This window comes from Hydrogenophaga sp. L310, from assembly GCF_055703065.1.
In genome coordinates, this window is the sequence record NZ_JBVPZA010000004.1 from 115,995 (window position 1) to 131,607 (window position 15,613).

General features: G+C 65.9%; 18 protein-coding genes. 10 read left to right on the forward strand and 8 right to left on the reverse strand.

Translation table 11 applies throughout. The features are described 5' to 3' along the window. Window positions 1-35 precede the first annotated feature (35 nt). Window positions 36-797 carry a YiiX/YebB-like N1pC/P60 family cysteine hydrolase gene (locus AC0GNO_RS09165; protein ID WP_472903796.1) on the reverse strand — a complete coding sequence of 254 codons (762 nt, stop codon included), beginning with the start codon at window positions 795-797 and terminating at the stop codon, window positions 36-38. 64 nt (window positions 798-861) lie between these two features. On the opposite strand from AC0GNO_RS09165, the gene AC0GNO_RS09170 reads away from it, so the two are divergent. Both AC0GNO_RS09170 and AC0GNO_RS09175 read left to right on the forward strand, forming a co-directional pair. Continuing rightward, on the forward strand, window positions 862-3,030 hold the full coding sequence (locus AC0GNO_RS09170; protein ID WP_472903797.1) for an FAD-dependent oxidoreductase: 2,169 nt from the start codon (window positions 862-864) through the stop codon (window positions 3,028-3,030). A 31-nt stretch (window positions 3,031-3,061) separates the two neighbouring features. Beyond that, window positions 3,062-3,874 (forward strand): DUF547 domain-containing protein, encoded by an 813-nt coding sequence (locus AC0GNO_RS09175; protein ID WP_472903798.1) that lies wholly within the window; start codon window positions 3,062-3,064, stop codon window positions 3,872-3,874. Window positions 3,875-3,907: 33 nt separating this feature from the next. Here the strand turns inward: AC0GNO_RS09175 and AC0GNO_RS09180 are convergent, their stop codons facing one another. Next, window positions 3,908-4,804, reverse strand: a complete 897-nt coding sequence (locus AC0GNO_RS09180; RefSeq protein ID WP_472903799.1) for a hypothetical protein — start codon at window positions 4,802-4,804, stop codon at window positions 3,908-3,910. A 46-nt stretch (window positions 4,805-4,850) separates the two neighbouring features. Here AC0GNO_RS09180 and AC0GNO_RS09185 point away from each other — a divergent pair, with 46 nt between their 5' ends. The 6 genes from AC0GNO_RS09185 to AC0GNO_RS09210 all read left to right on the forward strand — a co-directional run bounded on the left by AC0GNO_RS09185 (window position 4,851) and on the right by AC0GNO_RS09210 (window position 9,974). Then, window positions 4,851-5,645: a DUF3047 domain-containing protein gene (locus AC0GNO_RS09185; RefSeq protein ID WP_472903800.1), complete on the forward strand. Its 795-nt coding sequence runs from the start codon at window positions 4,851-4,853 to the stop codon at window positions 5,643-5,645. 23 nt (window positions 5,646-5,668) lie between these two features. After that, window positions 5,669-6,862 (forward strand): FAD-dependent oxidoreductase, encoded by a 1,194-nt coding sequence (locus AC0GNO_RS09190; RefSeq protein WP_472903801.1) that lies wholly within the window; start codon window positions 5,669-5,671, stop codon window positions 6,860-6,862. Further along, window positions 6,840-8,075, forward strand: coding sequence for a chromate efflux transporter (gene chrA / locus AC0GNO_RS09195; RefSeq protein ID WP_472903802.1), 1,236 nt, complete (start codon window positions 6,840-6,842; stop codon window positions 8,073-8,075). Before AC0GNO_RS09190 ends, chrA begins: the two co-directional genes overlap by 23 nt. A gap of 234 nt (window positions 8,076-8,309) precedes the next feature. Then, window positions 8,310-9,080, forward strand: a complete 771-nt coding sequence (locus tag AC0GNO_RS09200; RefSeq protein WP_472903803.1) for a hypothetical protein — start codon at window positions 8,310-8,312, stop codon at window positions 9,078-9,080. Between the two features lie 204 nt (window positions 9,081-9,284). After that, window positions 9,285-9,509 carry an addiction module protein gene (locus AC0GNO_RS09205; protein ID WP_472903804.1) on the forward strand — a complete coding sequence of 75 codons (225 nt, stop codon included), beginning with the start codon at window positions 9,285-9,287 and terminating at the stop codon, window positions 9,507-9,509. A 72-nt stretch (window positions 9,510-9,581) separates the two neighbouring features. Then, entirely contained in the window at window positions 9,582-9,974 is a 393-nt protein-coding gene (locus tag AC0GNO_RS09210) for a VOC family protein (protein ID WP_472903805.1), read from the forward strand. Window positions 9,975-10,113: 139 nt separating this feature from the next. On the opposite strand, the gene AC0GNO_RS09215 is transcribed toward AC0GNO_RS09210, so the two are convergent. After that, a complete protein-coding gene (locus AC0GNO_RS09215; RefSeq protein WP_472903806.1) occupies window positions 10,114-10,494 on the reverse strand; it encodes a COG4315 family predicted lipoprotein in 381 nt (126 codons plus the stop codon). Between the two features lie 184 nt (window positions 10,495-10,678). On the opposite strand from AC0GNO_RS09215, the gene AC0GNO_RS09220 reads away from it, so the two are divergent. Together AC0GNO_RS09220 and AC0GNO_RS09225 are read left to right on the forward strand one after the other, a co-directional pair. Beyond that, on the forward strand, window positions 10,679-11,392 hold the full coding sequence (locus AC0GNO_RS09220) for a hypothetical protein (RefSeq protein ID WP_472903807.1): 714 nt from the start codon (window positions 10,679-10,681) through the stop codon (window positions 11,390-11,392). Between the two features lie 79 nt (window positions 11,393-11,471). Continuing rightward, window positions 11,472-11,789: a hypothetical protein gene (locus AC0GNO_RS09225; RefSeq protein WP_472887451.1), complete on the forward strand. Its 318-nt coding sequence runs from the start codon at window positions 11,472-11,474 to the stop codon at window positions 11,787-11,789. Between the two features lie 40 nt (window positions 11,790-11,829). Here AC0GNO_RS09225 and AC0GNO_RS09230 read toward each other — a convergent pair whose 3' ends face one another. The 5 genes from AC0GNO_RS09230 to AC0GNO_RS09250 form a co-directional block, all read right to left on the reverse strand. Beyond that, a complete protein-coding gene (locus AC0GNO_RS09230) occupies window positions 11,830-12,210 on the reverse strand; it encodes a VOC family protein (RefSeq protein WP_472887450.1) in 381 nt (126 codons plus the stop codon). A 174-nt stretch (window positions 12,211-12,384) separates the two neighbouring features. After that, on the reverse strand, window positions 12,385-13,371 hold the full coding sequence (locus tag AC0GNO_RS09235) for an MBL fold metallo-hydrolase (RefSeq protein WP_472903808.1): 987 nt from the start codon (window positions 13,369-13,371) through the stop codon (window positions 12,385-12,387). A gap of 31 nt (window positions 13,372-13,402) precedes the next feature. Continuing rightward, on the reverse strand, window positions 13,403-13,867 hold the full coding sequence (locus tag AC0GNO_RS09240) for a rhodanese-like domain-containing protein (RefSeq protein WP_472887448.1): 465 nt from the start codon (window positions 13,865-13,867) through the stop codon (window positions 13,403-13,405). A 99-nt stretch (window positions 13,868-13,966) separates the two neighbouring features. Then, window positions 13,967-14,725 (reverse strand): DUF1499 domain-containing protein, encoded by a 759-nt coding sequence (locus tag AC0GNO_RS09245; RefSeq protein ID WP_472903809.1) that lies wholly within the window; start codon window positions 14,723-14,725, stop codon window positions 13,967-13,969. Between the two features lie 2 nt (window positions 14,726-14,727). Continuing rightward, on the reverse strand, window positions 14,728-15,600 hold the full coding sequence (locus AC0GNO_RS09250; protein ID WP_472903810.1) for a sterol desaturase family protein: 873 nt from the start codon (window positions 15,598-15,600) through the stop codon (window positions 14,728-14,730). Window positions 15,601-15,613 lie beyond the last annotated feature (13 nt).

Sequence of the window (15,613 nt, forward strand, 5' to 3'; positions counted from 1 at the left end):
TAACCCGAACGCCATGACACCGGCCACCGGCGCGATCAGGTTTCCAGCGAAGCCATCGCCGAGGGCGACCATTCCAGCGCGCGGTGGTCAAAGCCCGCGACCAGCGTGGGCTTGACGACCTCAAAATACGGCGAGACGTCAAAATCGCGCGGGGTGAACAGGCTGTGGTGGCGCACGTGCAGCACCTGGCGCACGCAGTCGGGGTGCCGTGGGTCGTCGATCGCGGTCTCTTCGACGATGGGCAGGATGGGGTAGAGCACGGTCTCGAAAGCCTGCGCGATCAGGGTGGAACAGATGGCGCGCGTGGGGTCGCCGCTGCCCACGGCCAGCAGGCGCCGGCGCCAGCGCACCGGCACCGGTGGCGTGGGCAGCAGGTAGCGCGCGAGGTCCAGGATGTTCTTGAGGTCGTAACGGTGGCCGATGCGCTGCACCGCGAAACGGCAGACGGCCTGGACCTCGTCGATGCGCAGGCTGGCGGGGCGGCAGATGCGGCAGTGCAGCCCCGCGTAGGTGCCCAGCGGCACGGCGCGCACGCCCTCGCGGATGTCGGCCTCCACCACCATCAGCGGGCCGCCCGGCTGCAACGGCCCGACACAGAGCGCCGCGTGCGACCAGGTGGACTGCGTGAGGTACTTGATCGCCGTGCTCACGCGCGTGGTGCCTTCCACCAGCACCACATCGGCCGGGCGCAGCGCCGCGGCCAGCAGGCGCTGGTCGGTCGGAAAGCCGATGGACGCCGACCGGCCCGGCTTGGTCAGGTAGCGTGCCAGCGCACGCCCGATGGCTTGTCTGATCATCTGCGCCTCCCGGTGTAAGAATGTCGCAGTTTCGGCGACTCAATCCGAACAATGCCAACAAGGAATGGTCGTGAACATCCGGAAAATCTTGCTGCTGCTGGTGGTGCTTCTGGGCATTGTGGCCTTCTTCGCCTTCGGTCTGGACCGCTACTTCAGCCTCGCGTTCCTCAAAGAGAGCCAGGCCAGTCTCGCGGCGCTGCGGGAACAACAGCCGCTGCAGCTGGCCCTGGGCTATTTTCTGGTCTACGTCGCGGTCACCGCGCTTTCGCTGCCCGGCGCCACCATCGTCACGCTGGCCGGCGGCGCGATCTTCGGCCTCGGCTGGGGCCTGCTGATCGTGTCGTTTGCGTCCAGCATCGGCGCCACCCTGGCCTTTCTGACCGCGCGCTTCCTGCTGCGCGACAGCGTGCAGGCGCGCTTCGGCCAGCGCCTGGCCGAGATGGACCAGGGCATCCAGAAGGACGGCGCGTTCTACCTGTTCACCCTGCGCCTGATCCCGGTGGTGCCGTTCTTCGTGATCAACCTGTTGATGGGCCTGACCCAGATGAAGGCCTGGACGTTTTACTGGGTCAGCCAGATCGGCATGCTGGCCGGCACCGCCGTGTACGTGAACGCGGGCACCCAGCTCGGCCAGCTGGAATCGCTGCAGGGCATCCTGAGCCCCGGCCTGCTCGGCAGCTTCGTGCTGCTCGGCCTGTTCCCGCTGATCGCGCGGCGCATCGTGGAAACGGTGCAGAAGCGCAAGGTGTACGCCAGGTGGGCCAGCGTCCGCCCCGCGAAGTTCGACCGCAACCTGATCGTGATCGGCGCCGGTGCGGGCGGCCTGGTGTCGGCCTACATCGCCGCCGCCGTCAAGGCCAAGGTGACGCTGGTCGAAGCGCACAAGATGGGCGGCGACTGCCTGAACTACGGCTGCGTGCCGAGCAAGGCGCTGATCAAAAGCGCGACGCTCGCGCACCAGATGCGCCACGGCGCGAACTATGGCCTCTCGGACACCACGCCCACGTTCAGTTTCAAGACCGTGATGCAGCGCATCCACGACGTGATCGCCGCCATCGAACCACACGACAGCGTGGAGCGCTACACCGGCCTGGGCGTGGAGGTGCTGCAGGGCTATGCGAAGCTGGTGAACCCGTGGACGGTGGAGGTGGCGCTGAATGGCGGTGGCACCCAGCGCCTGACCGCTCGCAGCATCGTCATTGCGGCGGGTGCCCGGCCTTTTGTGCCGCCGCTGCCGGGGCTTGACGACGTCGGCTACGTGACCAGCGACACGATGTGGGACGCGTTCGCGAAGCTCGAAGAAGTGCCGAAGCGCCTGGTGGTGCTGGGCGGCGGCCCCATCGGCTGCGAACTGGCGCAGGCCTTTGCGCGCCTGGGATCGCAGGTGACGCAGGTGGAGATGGCGCCGCGCATCATGCTGCGCGAAGACGACGAAGTGAGCGCGCTCGCCAAAGCCGCGCTGGAGACCGATGGCGTGGCGGTGCTGACGGGCCACAAGGCGCTGCGCTGCGAGGTGGTGGACGGCGAGAGGATGCTGGTGGTGGAACACGCGGGTGCTGAAAAATCCATTCCCTTCGACCAGCTCATCTGCGCCGTCGGCCGCGTGGCGCGTCAGCAGGGCTACGGGCTGGAAGAGCTGGGCATCCCGACCAACAAGACGGTCGAGACCAATCAGTACCTGCAGACGATTTACCCCAACATCTACGCCGCCGGCGACGTGGCAGGGCCCTACCAGTTCACCCACGTGGCGGCGCACCAGGCCTGGTACGCGGCGGTGAACGCGCTGTTCGGTGATTTCAGGAAGTTCAAGGCCGACTACTCGGTGATTCCGTGGGCCACCTTCATCGCCCCCGAGGTGGCGCGCGTCGGCCTGAACGAGCAGGAAGCCAGGGAAAGGAACATCCCCTACGAAGTCATCAAATACGGCATTCACGACCTCGACCGCGCCATCGCCGACAGCGAGGCCCACGGTTTCGTGAAGGTGCTCACCGTGCCCGACAAAGACAAGATCCTGGGCGTGACCATCGTCGGCACGCACGCGGGCGACCTGCTGGCCGAGTACGTGCTGGCCATGAAACACGGCCTGGGCCTGAACAAGATCCTCGGCACCATCCACACCTACCCCACGCTGGCCGAGGCCAACAAATACGCGGCGGGCGAGTGGAAGCGCGCCCACGCGCCGCAGAAGCTGCTGGCCTGGGTAGAAAAGTTTCACACCTGGCGCCGGGGTTGAACTGTTGTTGCGTCCCAGGAGTCCACACCACATGACCTCCCGCCGCCAGACCCTCGCCCTGTTCGCCGCCAGCGCCCTGCTGCCCTGGCCAGCCCTCGCCCAGACCACCTTCGACCACACCTACGCCGCCTGGGACGCGCTGCTGAAAAAACACGTGCGCTGGCTGCCCGACGGCAAGCAGTCGCGCGCCAGCTACAAAGGCTTTGCGGCCGACCGCGCCGCGCTGAAAACCGTGCTCGATGGCATGAGCGCCGTGCCCCAGGCCACCTTCGACGGCTGGAGCCAGCCGCAGCAGATGGCCTTCCTGATCAACGCCTACAACGCCTTCACGGTCGAACTCATCCTCACGAAATACCCGGACCTGAAATCCATCAAGGAGCTGGGCTCCTTCGTGCAGTCGCCCTGGAAGAAGAAGTTCTTCACACTGCTCGGCGAACAGCGCCATCTCGACTGGATCGAACACGAACAGCTGCGCCCGCGCTACAACGAGCCACGTGTGCACGCCGCCGTCAACTGCGCCAGCATCGGCTGCCCCGCGCTGCGCGACGAAGCCTTCACCGCTGTGAAGCTCGAAGCCCAGCTCGAAGACGGCATGCGCCGCTTCATGGGCGACCGCACGCGCAACCGGGTCCGGGGCAACCAGGTCGAAGTCAGCAGCATCTTCAAGTGGTTCCGCGAAGACTTCGAAAAAGGCCACGGCGGCTTCAAACAGGTGGAAGACCTGTTGGCCAGATACGCCGAACAGCTGAGCGACCAGCCCGTCGAGCAGGCGGCGCTGAAGGCCAGAACGCTGGGCGTGAGCCACCTCGACTACGACTGGTCCCTCAACGACGCGGGGCGCTGAGCGATGGACCGGGCGCCCGCAGGCCGTGATCCGTCAGTCGCCAGGACGCTGCTCCTGAACATCGGCCAGCTGGTTCATGGTCTTCAGGATCACGTCAGGCGCGTAGCGGATGTTCATGAACTCGCTCATGCTCAGGGCAGGCCAGGCCAGCGCGATGCGGTAGCGCCCCGCCAGCGCATAGACCTTGTTGTCGACGATGAACATCTCGTAAGGCAAAGCGGCCATGTGCTCCAGCCCTGTCGCACCGAGGCTGCCGACCCACCAGCCTTCGCCGCGCCCCGTATCGTTCAGCGCCACACCGAACACCGCCAGCTTGCGGTCGGCCATGACCACCTCGTACACCTTGGCGGTGGCGCCCACGCCGTTGGCCAGCCGCTTGCGCACCGTCTGCAAGGCCTCGTCAAAACTGCCGAAACTGCGCAGTTCGGCACGGAAGGAATCGAAGCGCTCCATGGACGTCATGTACTGGTAGTTCGCCAGCCGATCGGCCGGCACGTCACCACCGAAACCGTTGCCCGGCCCCAGCGCCCTGGCCAGCCGCGCCTGCACCGAGCGGGCCGCTGCTTCGGCCTGCGGATACGCCTGTCGCAGGTAGGCCCGGTACCAGTACTCCGGCGTCGTGTACGACACGCGGCCATCGCGCTGCACGCCGACCCGGATCGCTGCCGCCACGACGGCGCTGCCGCCCGCTGCCCGGATGGCCTGCAACATGGCGTTGTCGCTTACCAGCACCACACCGCCCGCCTCCAGCCCCTTGGGCACGTGGCGCCCCAGCAGGGTGAAACCCTCGGCCTGCAACTTTTTCTCCACAGTCCCCATCTGCGCCTGCAGCTCGCCCGCCGGCAGCGGCGTGCCGCTCGTGTAAGGTGACAGGGCCTGACAGGTCGAGACCACCATGAACAGCCATCCAGCCAGCAGCAGTTTTTTCATCTTGCAGGTCTCCTTTAAGGTTGGAACGAACCTTAGCGCTGCCGCGGTGATCCCGCATCAGGGCTATTCCCATGCCGGTTGGGGTATTCGGGCTGTGCGCGGGCTTGTCGCCCTGACGCTGGCGGCGGCCGGCATGGCGCAGGCCGCGTCGCCCCTGCCCCCGCTGCTGCAGGCCGACGGCGCACTCCACCCGGCCTGGCGCTTCGTGGGTTTTCCCAAAAGACACAGCGATCTGCCCGCCACCCGCTTCGAGGCCGCCCGCGTGGACGGCCAGGCCGCACTCCAGGTGGTCACCGCGTCGTCCTACGGCACGCTGGTGCACGAACTGAAAGACGCGGCCCAACCCGCGCGCCTGCAATGGCGCTGGCGACTCGACCAGCCGCTCTCCGGCGGCCAGGCGCCGCCGAACCTGCTCACCAAGGCCGGCGACGACGCCGCGCTCAAGGTCTGCGTGATGTTTCACCACCCGCTGGGTCGCGTTCCCTTCGTGGAACGCACGGTGCTGCGCATCGCGCGGGGCATCAGTGGCGAGCGGCTGCCCGCGGCCACGCTGTGCTACGTGTGGGACAGCGGCCACCCGGCGCCGCTGCAGGGCGCCAACCCCTACACCCGGCGCGTGCGCTTCATCAGCCTGCAAGGCCAGGACGCGCCGCTGGGCCAGTGGGCGGGCGAAAGCCGCGACCTGGCGCAGGACTTCGCCGCGCTCTTCGGCGACGAACTGCCCGCTGGCGCGGACATCCCGAGCGTGAGCAGCGTGCTCATCGGTGCCGACAGCGACAACACCGCCAGCCGCAGCGTGGGCTGGGTAACCGATCTGCGCTGGGCCGACGACCCGCCCTGAAACACCCCGTACCATCGGGGCCCATGCACCACGGCATCAAAAAACTCCTGCTGCTCGGCGCCGGTCATGCCCACGTGCAGGTGCTGGCCCAACTGGCCCGGCAACGCCCCGCCGACCTGGACGTGACCGTGCTCACGCCCTACCCCTACCAGACCTGCAGCGCCATGGTGCCCGGCCTCGTCGCCGGCCGCTACAGCGAGGCCGACTGCCAGATCCCGCTCGAACCGCTGATCAGGGCCGCGGGCGCGAAATGGCTGCAGGGCCGCTGCACCGGCCTCGACGCCGCCGCGCAGACCGTGATGGCCGCGTCCACCGGCAAAAACAAGGCGCTGCCGCCCGAGCTGCGCTACGACCTGCTGTCCATCGACACCGGCGCCGTGATTCACCGCAGCCGGCTGGAGGCCGAGATGCCCGGTGCCAGCGAACGCGCGCTCATCGTGCGCCCGACCGAAGTCTTTGCCAGCCTGTGGCCGCGTGTGCTCGACATGGCCCGAGAAAAGCCCCTGTCCATCGCCGTGATCGGCGCCGGGGCCGCCGGCCTGGAGCTGCTGTTCGCCGCCGAGCAGCGCCTGCGCGAAGCGGGTTTTCAGGCCACGCAGTTCACGCTGCTGACCGGTGACGCCGACATCGCGGCCCACTACCCCGCGGGCGTGCGCCGCCGGGTGCTGCGGCGGCTCAAGCAGCGCGGCATCACCGTGCTGCGCGAAACCTGCACCGGCATCGGCCCGCAAGGCCTGCAACTCGGCAGCGGCGCCACGCTGCTGTGCGACGTGCCCCTGCTCGCCATCGGTGCACACGCACCCGCCTGGCTGCAAGGCAGCGGGCTGGCCCTGTCCGACACCGGGCAGGTGCTGGTCAACGCCTTCCAGCAGAGCCCCAGCCACGCCAACGTGTTCGCCGCCGGCGACGTGTGCGCCCGCGCCGACCGGCCGCATGCCCAGAGCGGCATCTACGCCGTGCGCGCCGGACAGCCGCTGGCGGCCAACCTGCTCGCCGCCCACGAGGGCCAGTCGCTGAAAGCCCACCGCCCGCCGGCCAACACGCTCAACCTGATCTCCTGCGGCGCGGGCCACGCCATCGCCACCTGGGGTCCGTTGCACGCCGAAGGCGCCTGGGCCTGGCGCTGGAAAGACCGCATCGACCGCGCCTTCATGGCGAGGTACGCCCCGCCCCCCACGGCCCCGCGCGCCGACCATGCCCAGCCCCAGCCCCGCTGAGACCACCCGGGCGGACCGCAGCGCCTGGGCGGTCTTCCTGATCTTCCTGCGCCTGGGCCTCACATCCTTCGGCGGCCCGGTCGCCCACCTCGGCTACTTCCGCAGCGAATTCGTCGAACGCCGCCGCTGGCTGAGCGAAGCCGCGTACGCCGACCTCGTGGCCCTGTGCCAGTTCCTGCCCGGCCCGGCCAGCAGCCAGGTCGGCCTGGCGCTGGGCCTCGGGCGCGCGGGCTACGCGGGCGCCTTCGCCGCCTGGGCCGGCTTCACCCTGCCCTCGGCCGTTGCGCTCATCGCGCTCGCCCTGGGCCTCACCCAGGCCGGCGACGCCTTGCAGAGTGGCGCCGGCGCGGGCCTGCTGCACGGTCTGAAAGTGGTGGCCGTGGCCGTGGTCGCACAAGCGGTCTGGGGCATGGCGCGCAGCCTTTGCCCCGACGCGCCCCGCCGCGCGCTGATGCTCGCCACCGCCGCCCTGCTGCTGGCTTGGCCAGGCACCGGCACGCAACTGCTCGCCATCGCGCTCGCCGGGATGCTGGGCCTGCTGCTCGTGCGCCCCGCGGCCGACGCGCCGCACGAACCCATGAGCGTGCCCGTGAGCCGCACAGCGGGCGCGGCCTGGCTCGCGCTGTTCTTCGCGCTGCTGCTGTGCCTGCCCCTGCTGCTGCAGGCCATGCCCTCGCAGGCGCTCGCGCTGGTCGACGCCTTCTACCGCGCGGGTGCGCTCGTGTTCGGCGGTGGCCATGTCGTGCTGCCGCTGCTGCAAGCCAGCGTGGTGCCCACCGGCTGGGTGAACAACGAAGCCTTCCTCGCCGGCTACGGCGCCGCGCAGGCCATGCCCGGCCCGCTGTTCACCTTCGCCGCCTTCCTCGGCGCGGCCATGCAGACCGCCCCCACCGGCTGGACCGGCGGCGCGCTCGCGCTGGTGGCCATCTTCGCGCCCGCCTTCCTGCTCATCGTCGGCGCCCTGCCGTTCTGGGAAAGCCTGCGCGCCCAGCCCCGCGTGCGCGCCGCCCTCATGGGCATCAACGCCGCCGTCGTCGGCCTGCTGCTGGCCGCGCTGTGGAACCCGGTCATCGTCAGCGGGATTCGGGGGGTGGGCGATGGGCTGCTGGCGGGGGTGGCGCTGGTGGCGCTGATGAAATGGAAATGGCCACCTTGGGTGGTGGTGGCGGGGTGTGCGGGGGTGGGGTGGGTGATGGGGGTTGTCGGGGTCTGAACTTCTGATGGACCCCACAACCAATCGGCAACCCTGTAATATCTGGCAGAAAAATGCCGTCAGATTTCTCGAATCTGTTGTACTTGCGCATCCAATTAGCCAGGACAGCCAAACAGGCTCTACACAAACAGTTTTTTGAATTTCCTACCCCTGTGTTGTTCGATTTTGACTGTGGATATCCGACGACTAGTTGTTTAGCCCAAAGTTAGGCATCACAAAACATCCGCTTTCACCATGACCAGCACGCAAACACAAGACACAGCACTGTTAAGAGACCTACTGGACTCATACGCATCCTTTGCGCGGGAATTCAAGCTGTATCACAACTTTACAGATACTGCCCAGTTCATGCTTTTCTCTCGCTCTTGTAATGCATTCAGATCTGCCGGAATCCTCTGTTCAGAAGGCCTATTCATCGACTCGTACAACGCTGCACGTGTCGGATTAGAAGCAGGATGGCTCGCACTCGTTTTACGCAGAGACGACAAGTTAGCCCGAGAGTGGCTAACATCTGCTCCACAAGAACCTTCTTCTCCAGATGTAGAGAAAGCGTACAAGAAGACATTTGCTCAGATCCCATGGATTAGAGAGCAAGTATCTGCTTCGACTGAAGAGTTGGAGCAGCGCACAAACCTGTATAAGCTACTTTCGATCAAGAGTCATGCAAATGCTGCGGCGATGTTTTTTCCAGCAAGTACAGAGACCAACCCGAACGACATCTTACTGTATCCTCCAGAAAAGCTAGACAGTGACGATCATCGAAGGAAATATCTTGCGGGGATTGTCTACTGTTTGCAGTATATTCTGCATGATATTCAGAACCAGTGTAAAAGAAACCTCGGAGCGAAGTGGAAATACGATCAAACAAAGCTATTTAATATTTCCGGCGTCGCCTATTCAGCAGAGAATAATGAAATCGAAGTTGTTGCAGAAAAAGTTAACTCCGCGTATCAAGGAATGATGACATTAAAGTTTTTTCAGCACCAATCCAACGGAAAGCTGTGATGCCCAACTATTTGTTGATCGCTCATCACAAAAAGTCCCCCAATGAGACTCGACTATTTCCCCAACGTCGCGCACGAGCTGGGTGACATGAGTCTTGCCGGCGGGCAAGCGCACGTGGACATATCAGCACAGCCTATGGGTTTCGAGATCGCGCCTGACCCAAGCTTGTCGCCCATCCTTTCTCTCACTTGCTGGAGGCCAGTCATGACAATTTCCGTTGAAGACCTAGCTGCCCAAGCCCTCGTCCAGCCCGAGAAGGACCGGACAAAGCTCGTCGACCGCCCGATCGCGAGCTTTGAGACCCTCTCACCTTCAGAAGCGGCCTGGCTGACACTGGCCGTGCGCAGACGGGCTGACGTGCGCGCAGGCAAGGTGGCCATGGTTCCGTTGCAGGATGCGATCGCTCGAGTTCGCGCCCGCATCGCGTGAACAGCTGTCACTTGAACTTTGCATCACGATCCCATCCACCGAAGAGACACAAGCAGTGAGGCAGGCAACCCCATGAAACTCGGCTACACCATCATCTACGTCCCCGACGTCGCGGCGTCGCTGGCCTTTTTCGAACAGGCCTTCGGCTTGCAACGCAAGTTCCTGCACGAAAGCGGTACCTACGGCGAGTTCGACACGGGTGAGACCACGCTGTCGTTCGCGGCCCACGAGCTGGGTGAAATGAACTTTGCCGGCGGGCATGTGCATGCGGACACGTCCGCTCAGCCACTGGGTTTCGAGATCGCGCTGGTCACGGACGATGTGCCGGCCGCGCACGCCCAGGCCATCGCCGCCGGAGCCCACGAGATGGCGGCGCCTTCGCAGAAGCCCTGGGGGCAGGTGGTGTCGTATGTGCGTTGCCCGGACGGCACTTTGGTGGAGCTGTGCACGCCGATAGCTGCCTGAACCGTGGACCGTTTGCCGGCCGATTACCCGCTCGCCGCCAGCGAGGCCGTGCCGAGCACCCTGACCGGGAAGCGCGTGCATTACGCTTGAATACGCGCCCGGCAACGGGCTGGCATTTCAATCGTTCGCGGTAGCCGCCTCAAGGTTTGGCCAGGTGCCAGACCCCGCCGCGAAAGCCGTCACCCGAACGGTCCCCTGGCTTCTTGTCGTTTGCCCACCGGTACAGAGGCCGGCCTTTGTACGCCCACTGCTGCTGACCGTCTTCGCGCACGATCAGCGAATAGTCACCGGCCGCCTTGGCGCCTTCCCTGGCCAGCATGGGTGGCCAGCTCATGGTGCACACCCCTGTGCAAACGCTCTTGCCCGGTGTGGTCAGGTCGTTGTCCCACCAGTAGAGGCTCATGCCTTTTTCGTCGGTGATGACACCCTCGGTGGTCTGGGGCTGGGCCCCGGCGACCGACATCCACACCACCAGGGCCAAGGCGGAGAGGGCTTTCAGAGAAGAAGGGAAAGTGCGCATGTCTGTGTCTCCTGGGTCAAATGACCACTTGCACTGTAGGAGTGGCAGGCCGGGCGCCATTGAGCAGAATCAAGAAACGGCCGTTCCTGTTCTCTGGCGCCGTGTGGCGCTTGGCAGGCGCACCCTGCAGAGGGTCCCCATCAGGCCCACCCGATCCGCCTGCCTTGCGCTGCAAAATTCCCTCATGAAATCCGGCAACACCTCCGTCTGTGTCTCTGACGCACCGGCGCCGCAGCACACGCCCCGGCGACCGGTCGAGGCCTGGCGTCTGGGCGTGATCTCGGGAGCGGCCATTGCCGCCCTGTGCTTCGCCTATCTGGTGGTGCTGGTCATTGGCCTGGCCACGCTGCCCTCGCCCGATCACCCGGTACAGCAGCCCTGGTTTGCCCTGCTGGAGCTGCTGATCCTGTTCATCGCGCCCGCGATGGTGGCGCTCGCGGTGGCCATCGGTTGCTCAGCGTCGCCCGGGCGTTTGCCGCTGGCGCTGCTCGGACTGGTGTTCTTCGCCATGTGTGCGCTCACCACCAGCGCGGTGCACTTTTGCATCCTTGTGCTGGGCGGGCACGCGGCGTTCGCTGGCGAGCCCTGGTCCACCCTGGTTTTTTCGTTCCGCTGGCCGTCGTTGGCCTACGCGCTCGACATCCTCGCCTGGGATGTCTTCTTTCCCCTGGGCGCCCTCTTCCTCGCGCCCGCCGTGCAGGGCGCGGGGCTGGCCAGAGGCGTGCGCGCGCTGCTGGTGATCAGCGCCGTGCTGGCGCTGGCGGGCCTGGCGGGCGTGGTGCTGGGCGACATGCAGGTGCGCCTGATCGGTGTTGTCGGTTATGCGCTGTGTTTCCCGGTCGCGGCTGCGATGCTGGCGCTGCGGCTTCACCGGGAGCGCCGCGCGGTCGCGGGCTGAGACATTGGCGCCGGTTTGGCCGATCATTGCCGCGGGCATTCTGCTCACCAATCCCATCGAAACGCACCAGGAGGACACCGTGCAAACCGTCACCATGCCATTGCAGCTCGCGCCGACCAGCCTGACCCAGCCCATCTTGCCGAACTGGTCGTTCCATCTGTTCAACGTGAACCTCGGCTCGTCGTCGAACCCGGCGGTGGAACAGGCCGCGCTGGTGAAGGTGGGCAGCTACGGCCGACAGATCGGGCACCTGGCCGAGGCGCTGGAACTGATCGTGAAAAAGACGAAGCTGCTGGAGAGCCATGAACTCACGCAGGACGAGAAGGACGTGCTGCAGGTGTTCCTGGGTGACGTCTCGGCGATCCGGCAGATCAAGTCGTCGCAGCCGGCGGCGTAGGCCGGGTCCGTGCTTCGGGCCGCCATGGCGCCGAACCGCCCTACCCGAGATCCTCGTGGAGGCAGAGGTAGTTGCCTTCGGTGTCCTTGAACCAGGCGGCCTTCTCGGCACCCAACACGCAAACGTGTTCCACGGTCTTGAATCCCGGCAGGTCGTAGCTCTCGAACACCACACCCGCCTGCTTCAGTTTGGCGACGCTGGCAGCGATGTCCGGGACCTGGAAGCTGATCGCGGTGTGCTCGGCTTTGGTGCCCTCTGGCTTGGGGAAGAGCGCGAGGGTGGTGCCGCCCATCTGGTAGGTGAACTTGCCGTCGGGACGGAAGCCGCCGGGCGTCAAGCCGAGGCAGCGTTCGTAGAAGGTTCTCGCCCGGTCCATGTCGATCACGGGGAGCATGGTGGTGACGGAGGCATTGGCCAGCATATGCAGTCCTTTCGCTCGATCCCGCCGGTCTCGCACAAGAGCTACCGCGCCTGTGTACCGAGGGCGGGCCATCAGCATAGGCACAAATGCGGTCGCGCGCCAGTCCCGCCATGCGGCTCTTGTGGCCAGCACTGCTGCGTTTCGCCGGAGCGGTCGCTCAGCGGGAGAACGGCTTCATTTGCCGCGCAGGCCCTCCTGCTCCATGAGCAGGTAGGTGTTGTAGGCGTTCATGCGGTTCGCAAACTGGAACATGGGCATGTTTTCCCAGGCGCTCCAGTCGGTGCCGGCGTAGGCCTCTTCAAACGGCACCATCTCTTCCGATGCCTTGCCCATGGTGCTGCGCAGGTAGCCGAGGTAGTCGCGGATGACGCCGATGTCCTTGCGCGGGTCGGTGGACGCTGCCCCGTGACCGGGCACCACGGACTGGGCGTCGAAGGTGAGCAGGCGGCTGAGCGCGCTGATCCACTGGTCGCTGTTGGCCTGGCCCACAAAGGGCAGGCGCCCGCTGAAGATGAGATCGCCGGCAAACAGCACGCGCTCACCCGGCACGTAGACCGCCAGGTCTTCGGGCGTGTGCGACGGCCCCACCTGCTCGACCACAAAACGCGCGCCGGCCAGCTCCAGCGTGGTGGCGCCATCCAGCCAGCGGTCGGCAGGCACCAGCCGGGTCTGGTCATTCACCCAGGGTGCCAGTTCGGTGCGCGAGGCCTCCAGCCGCTGCTGGGCCGTCTCCGAATGCAGGTATTCCCGTGCGGCGCTGTGGGCAATGATCTGCGCGCCCTGGGTCTTGAAGGCCTGCAGGCCGTAGATGTGGTCGGCGTGGTAGTGGGTCACCAGCACGTGCGTGACGGGCTTGGGAGTGATCTCGGCGATCTTGCTCAGCAGGCGCTGCGCCAGCGCGGGCGAACCCAGCGCGTCGATCACCACCACGCCCTGCGGCGCCACCACGACACCGGCGTTGCTGATGAAGTTCTGGTTCTTCGGCGAGCCCAGCGCGGCCAGTCCTTGCACGTAGTAGGTGTTGGGGCCGACCTTCTGGAGCGTCATGTCGGGTGCGGGCTGTGCGCCCACCGCGGAAGCCGTCAACAGCAGCAGCGCCGAAGCGCCGTGGGCCAAGGCGCGTGGGAGCCGCCGCACCGCGGCAAACAACGGATTCAACATGATCGGCTCCTTCAGCGTTGAAAAAACGCGCTCAGTGCTTGGCCGGCGCGGTGGCTTTGGCGGCGGCGTCGAAGCCGCCCTTGGCCTTCCATTCTTCCATGCCGCCCTGCAGGATGCGCAGGTTGTCCCAGCCCGCCACGCGCATGGCAAAACCGGCCTGGGCCGAGAGCGAACCGGTGTTGCAGTAGATCAGAACGGGTTTGTCTTTGGGGATGGTGTTGCGCTTGGCCAGCACCTGGCGCCAGTCCATGTTGATGGCGCCGGGGATGTGGCCCTTGGCGAACTGTCCGGCGTCGCGCGCGTCGATGACCAGCATCTTTTTCCACTCGTCGGCCGGGATCTGCTCGGCAAAGATCACGCCACCGCCATAGTCCACGAATTCAAGATACGCCTCCATTTCGTCGACGGCGATGGCCTTGTTGTCGGCGTGGGCGGTGGGGGCCAGCAGCAGGGTGCTGGCGGTGAGGGCGGCCAGGGCCAGGGTGCGGATTTTCACGGGGTCTCCAGTTTCACAAATATAAATATCAGCAACAACGGATATTGTCGCTGGACCACAGCAGCAAACGGTCGAGGGTTTCTACTGCTCCAGGCGCGTTCAACGGGTCGTGGTCGATTGCTTCAAATCGGCCAGCCAGCTGCGGATGCGCCGCGCATTGGTGCCGCGATCGATCTTTCCCAGGCGTGAGCGCGAGCGCATGTCGACGCGCGAACCGTTGCCCTCCGGGGCAATACGGATGGTCACTTCGTCGGCAAAACCGAACAGGCGGCTGGTGGCCACGGCTTCGATGCGCCCTTCTTCGGCGTCGCTGGCGACCACGGTCCAGCCACGCGCCTGCACCAGTTGCAGGGCCTGCTCGAACACCGCTGCGGGCGCCTGCGGCAGGGTCAGCGGCGCCAGGTCCGGGTAGCCCGCGCGCTGCAGCTGGGCCACCGCCGCGCCCGGGTAGGCCATGGGGTTGGGCATGTCCCAGAACTCGGGCGGGTTGTCGGTGTCGGTGCTGATGTCGTTGATGGGCGGGTAGGCGCGCGTCGCGTACTCCCATTGCAGCGCCATACCCAGCACCGGCAGCGCCAGCAGCACGCCAAGGAGGCCGGTCACAACTGCCCGTCGCTGACGACGCGAGCGGAACAGGCCCGCCAGCGACAACACGAGGCCCAGCGCGGCGGCGTAGACCGCCCACTCTGCAATCTGGAGACCTTTCAGAAAATGCCACCAGCCTTGCCGATAGCCGATGCCGGCCACCAGCACGGTGCCGATCGAGGCCAGCCCGAGCAGCAGACCGGCCAACGGCAGGCTGGATCGCCGCTTTGTGCTTTCACGGTTCATCGAGTGCGAGGAAGTTGTGGTGCTCATGTTCATACTTGGGCGTCTGTTGAAGGCGCCGACCAGTTGCGGCGGTTGATGGCGTAGTCGGTGATCTTTCCCTTGAACGGCAGAGCCAACATGCCGGGCAGGCGAGCCACCTCGTGCGGGTCGGTGTGGTCGTGGATGCCGATGGTCATGCCGAGTTGGCCGGCGCGCGGTTGCTCGCGGTAGGTGCCGAACAGGCGGTCCCACCAGGTGAGGTTGAACCCGAAGTTGGAGTTGCTTTCGTCGTCTTCCACCGAGTGGTGCACGCGGTGCATGTCGGGCGTGACGATGAACCAGCGCAAGGCGCGGTCCAGCGCGGCCGGCAGGCGGATGTTGCCGTGGTTGAACATGGCGCAGGCGCTGAGCAAGATTTCAAAAATCACCACCGCCAGCACCGGCGCGCCCAGCAGCGTGATGGTGGCGAACTTGATGCCCATGGAGAGCACGATTTCCAGCGGGTGGAAGCGAGTGCCGGTGGTGAGGTCGTAGTCCAGGTCGGCATGGTGCACCCGGTGCAGGCGCCAGAGCGCGGGCACGGCGTGCACCATCACGTGCTGCAGCCAGATGACGAAGTCCATCGCCACCACGGCCAGCGGCACCGCGAGCCAGAACGGCACGTTGAAGTTGTTAAGCAGCCCCCAGCCCTTCTCCACACCCAGCGCGGCCATGCCGACCGCGGCGGCCGGGAACACCAGGCGCACGATCACCGTGTTGAGAAGCACGATGCCCAGGTTGGCGGTCCAGCGTTGCTGGCGGGTGAGCTGGAGCGCGCGTCGCGGCGACGCCAGCTCCCAGAGGGCGACGAGGGCAAACACGCCAAAGAAGAAGCCCATCCGGATCAGCGGCTCGTTGGCAAGGACAAATTGTTCAAAGTTCATGGTGGCGGCAGCT

What these genes read in the sequence shown, in the direction of transcription:
- AC0GNO_RS09245 (WP_472903809.1), bottom strand. Translation starts at nt 14,725, where the DNA reads ATGAGCACCACAACTTCCTCGCACTCGATGAACCGTGAAAGCACAAAG.
- AC0GNO_RS09210 (WP_472903805.1), top strand. Translation starts at nt 9,582, where the DNA reads ATGAAACTCGGCTACACCATCATCTACGTCCCCGACGTCGCGGCGTCG.
- AC0GNO_RS09215 (WP_472903806.1), bottom strand. Translation starts at nt 10,494, where the DNA reads ATGCGCACTTTCCCTTCTTCTCTGAAAGCCCTCTCCGCCTTGGCCCTG.
- AC0GNO_RS09250 (WP_472903810.1), bottom strand. Translation starts at nt 15,600, where the DNA reads ATGAACTTTGAACAATTTGTCCTTGCCAACGAGCCGCTGATCCGGATG.
- AC0GNO_RS09200 (WP_472903803.1), top strand. Translation starts at nt 8,310, where the DNA reads ATGACCAGCACGCAAACACAAGACACAGCACTGTTAAGAGACCTACTG.
- AC0GNO_RS09235 (WP_472903808.1), bottom strand. Translation starts at nt 13,371, where the DNA reads ATGTTGAATCCGTTGTTTGCCGCGGTGCGGCGGCTCCCACGCGCCTTG.
- AC0GNO_RS09220 (WP_472903807.1), top strand. Translation starts at nt 10,679, where the DNA reads ATGAAATCCGGCAACACCTCCGTCTGTGTCTCTGACGCACCGGCGCCG.
- AC0GNO_RS09180 (WP_472903799.1), bottom strand. Translation starts at nt 4,804, where the DNA reads ATGAAAAAACTGCTGCTGGCTGGATGGCTGTTCATGGTGGTCTCGACC.
- AC0GNO_RS09230 (WP_472887450.1), bottom strand. Translation starts at nt 12,210, where the DNA reads ATGCTGGCCAATGCCTCCGTCACCACCATGCTCCCCGTGATCGACATG.
- AC0GNO_RS09175 (WP_472903798.1), top strand. Translation starts at nt 3,062, where the DNA reads ATGACCTCCCGCCGCCAGACCCTCGCCCTGTTCGCCGCCAGCGCCCTG.
- chrA (WP_472903802.1), top strand. Translation starts at nt 6,840, where the DNA reads ATGCCCAGCCCCAGCCCCGCTGAGACCACCCGGGCGGACCGCAGCGCC.
- AC0GNO_RS09190 (WP_472903801.1), top strand. Translation starts at nt 5,669, where the DNA reads ATGCACCACGGCATCAAAAAACTCCTGCTGCTCGGCGCCGGTCATGCC.
- AC0GNO_RS09170 (WP_472903797.1), top strand. Translation starts at nt 862, where the DNA reads ATGGTCGTGAACATCCGGAAAATCTTGCTGCTGCTGGTGGTGCTTCTG.
- AC0GNO_RS09165 (WP_472903796.1), bottom strand. Translation starts at nt 797, where the DNA reads ATGATCAGACAAGCCATCGGGCGTGCGCTGGCACGCTACCTGACCAAG.
- AC0GNO_RS09205 (WP_472903804.1), top strand. Translation starts at nt 9,285, where the DNA reads ATGACAATTTCCGTTGAAGACCTAGCTGCCCAAGCCCTCGTCCAGCCC.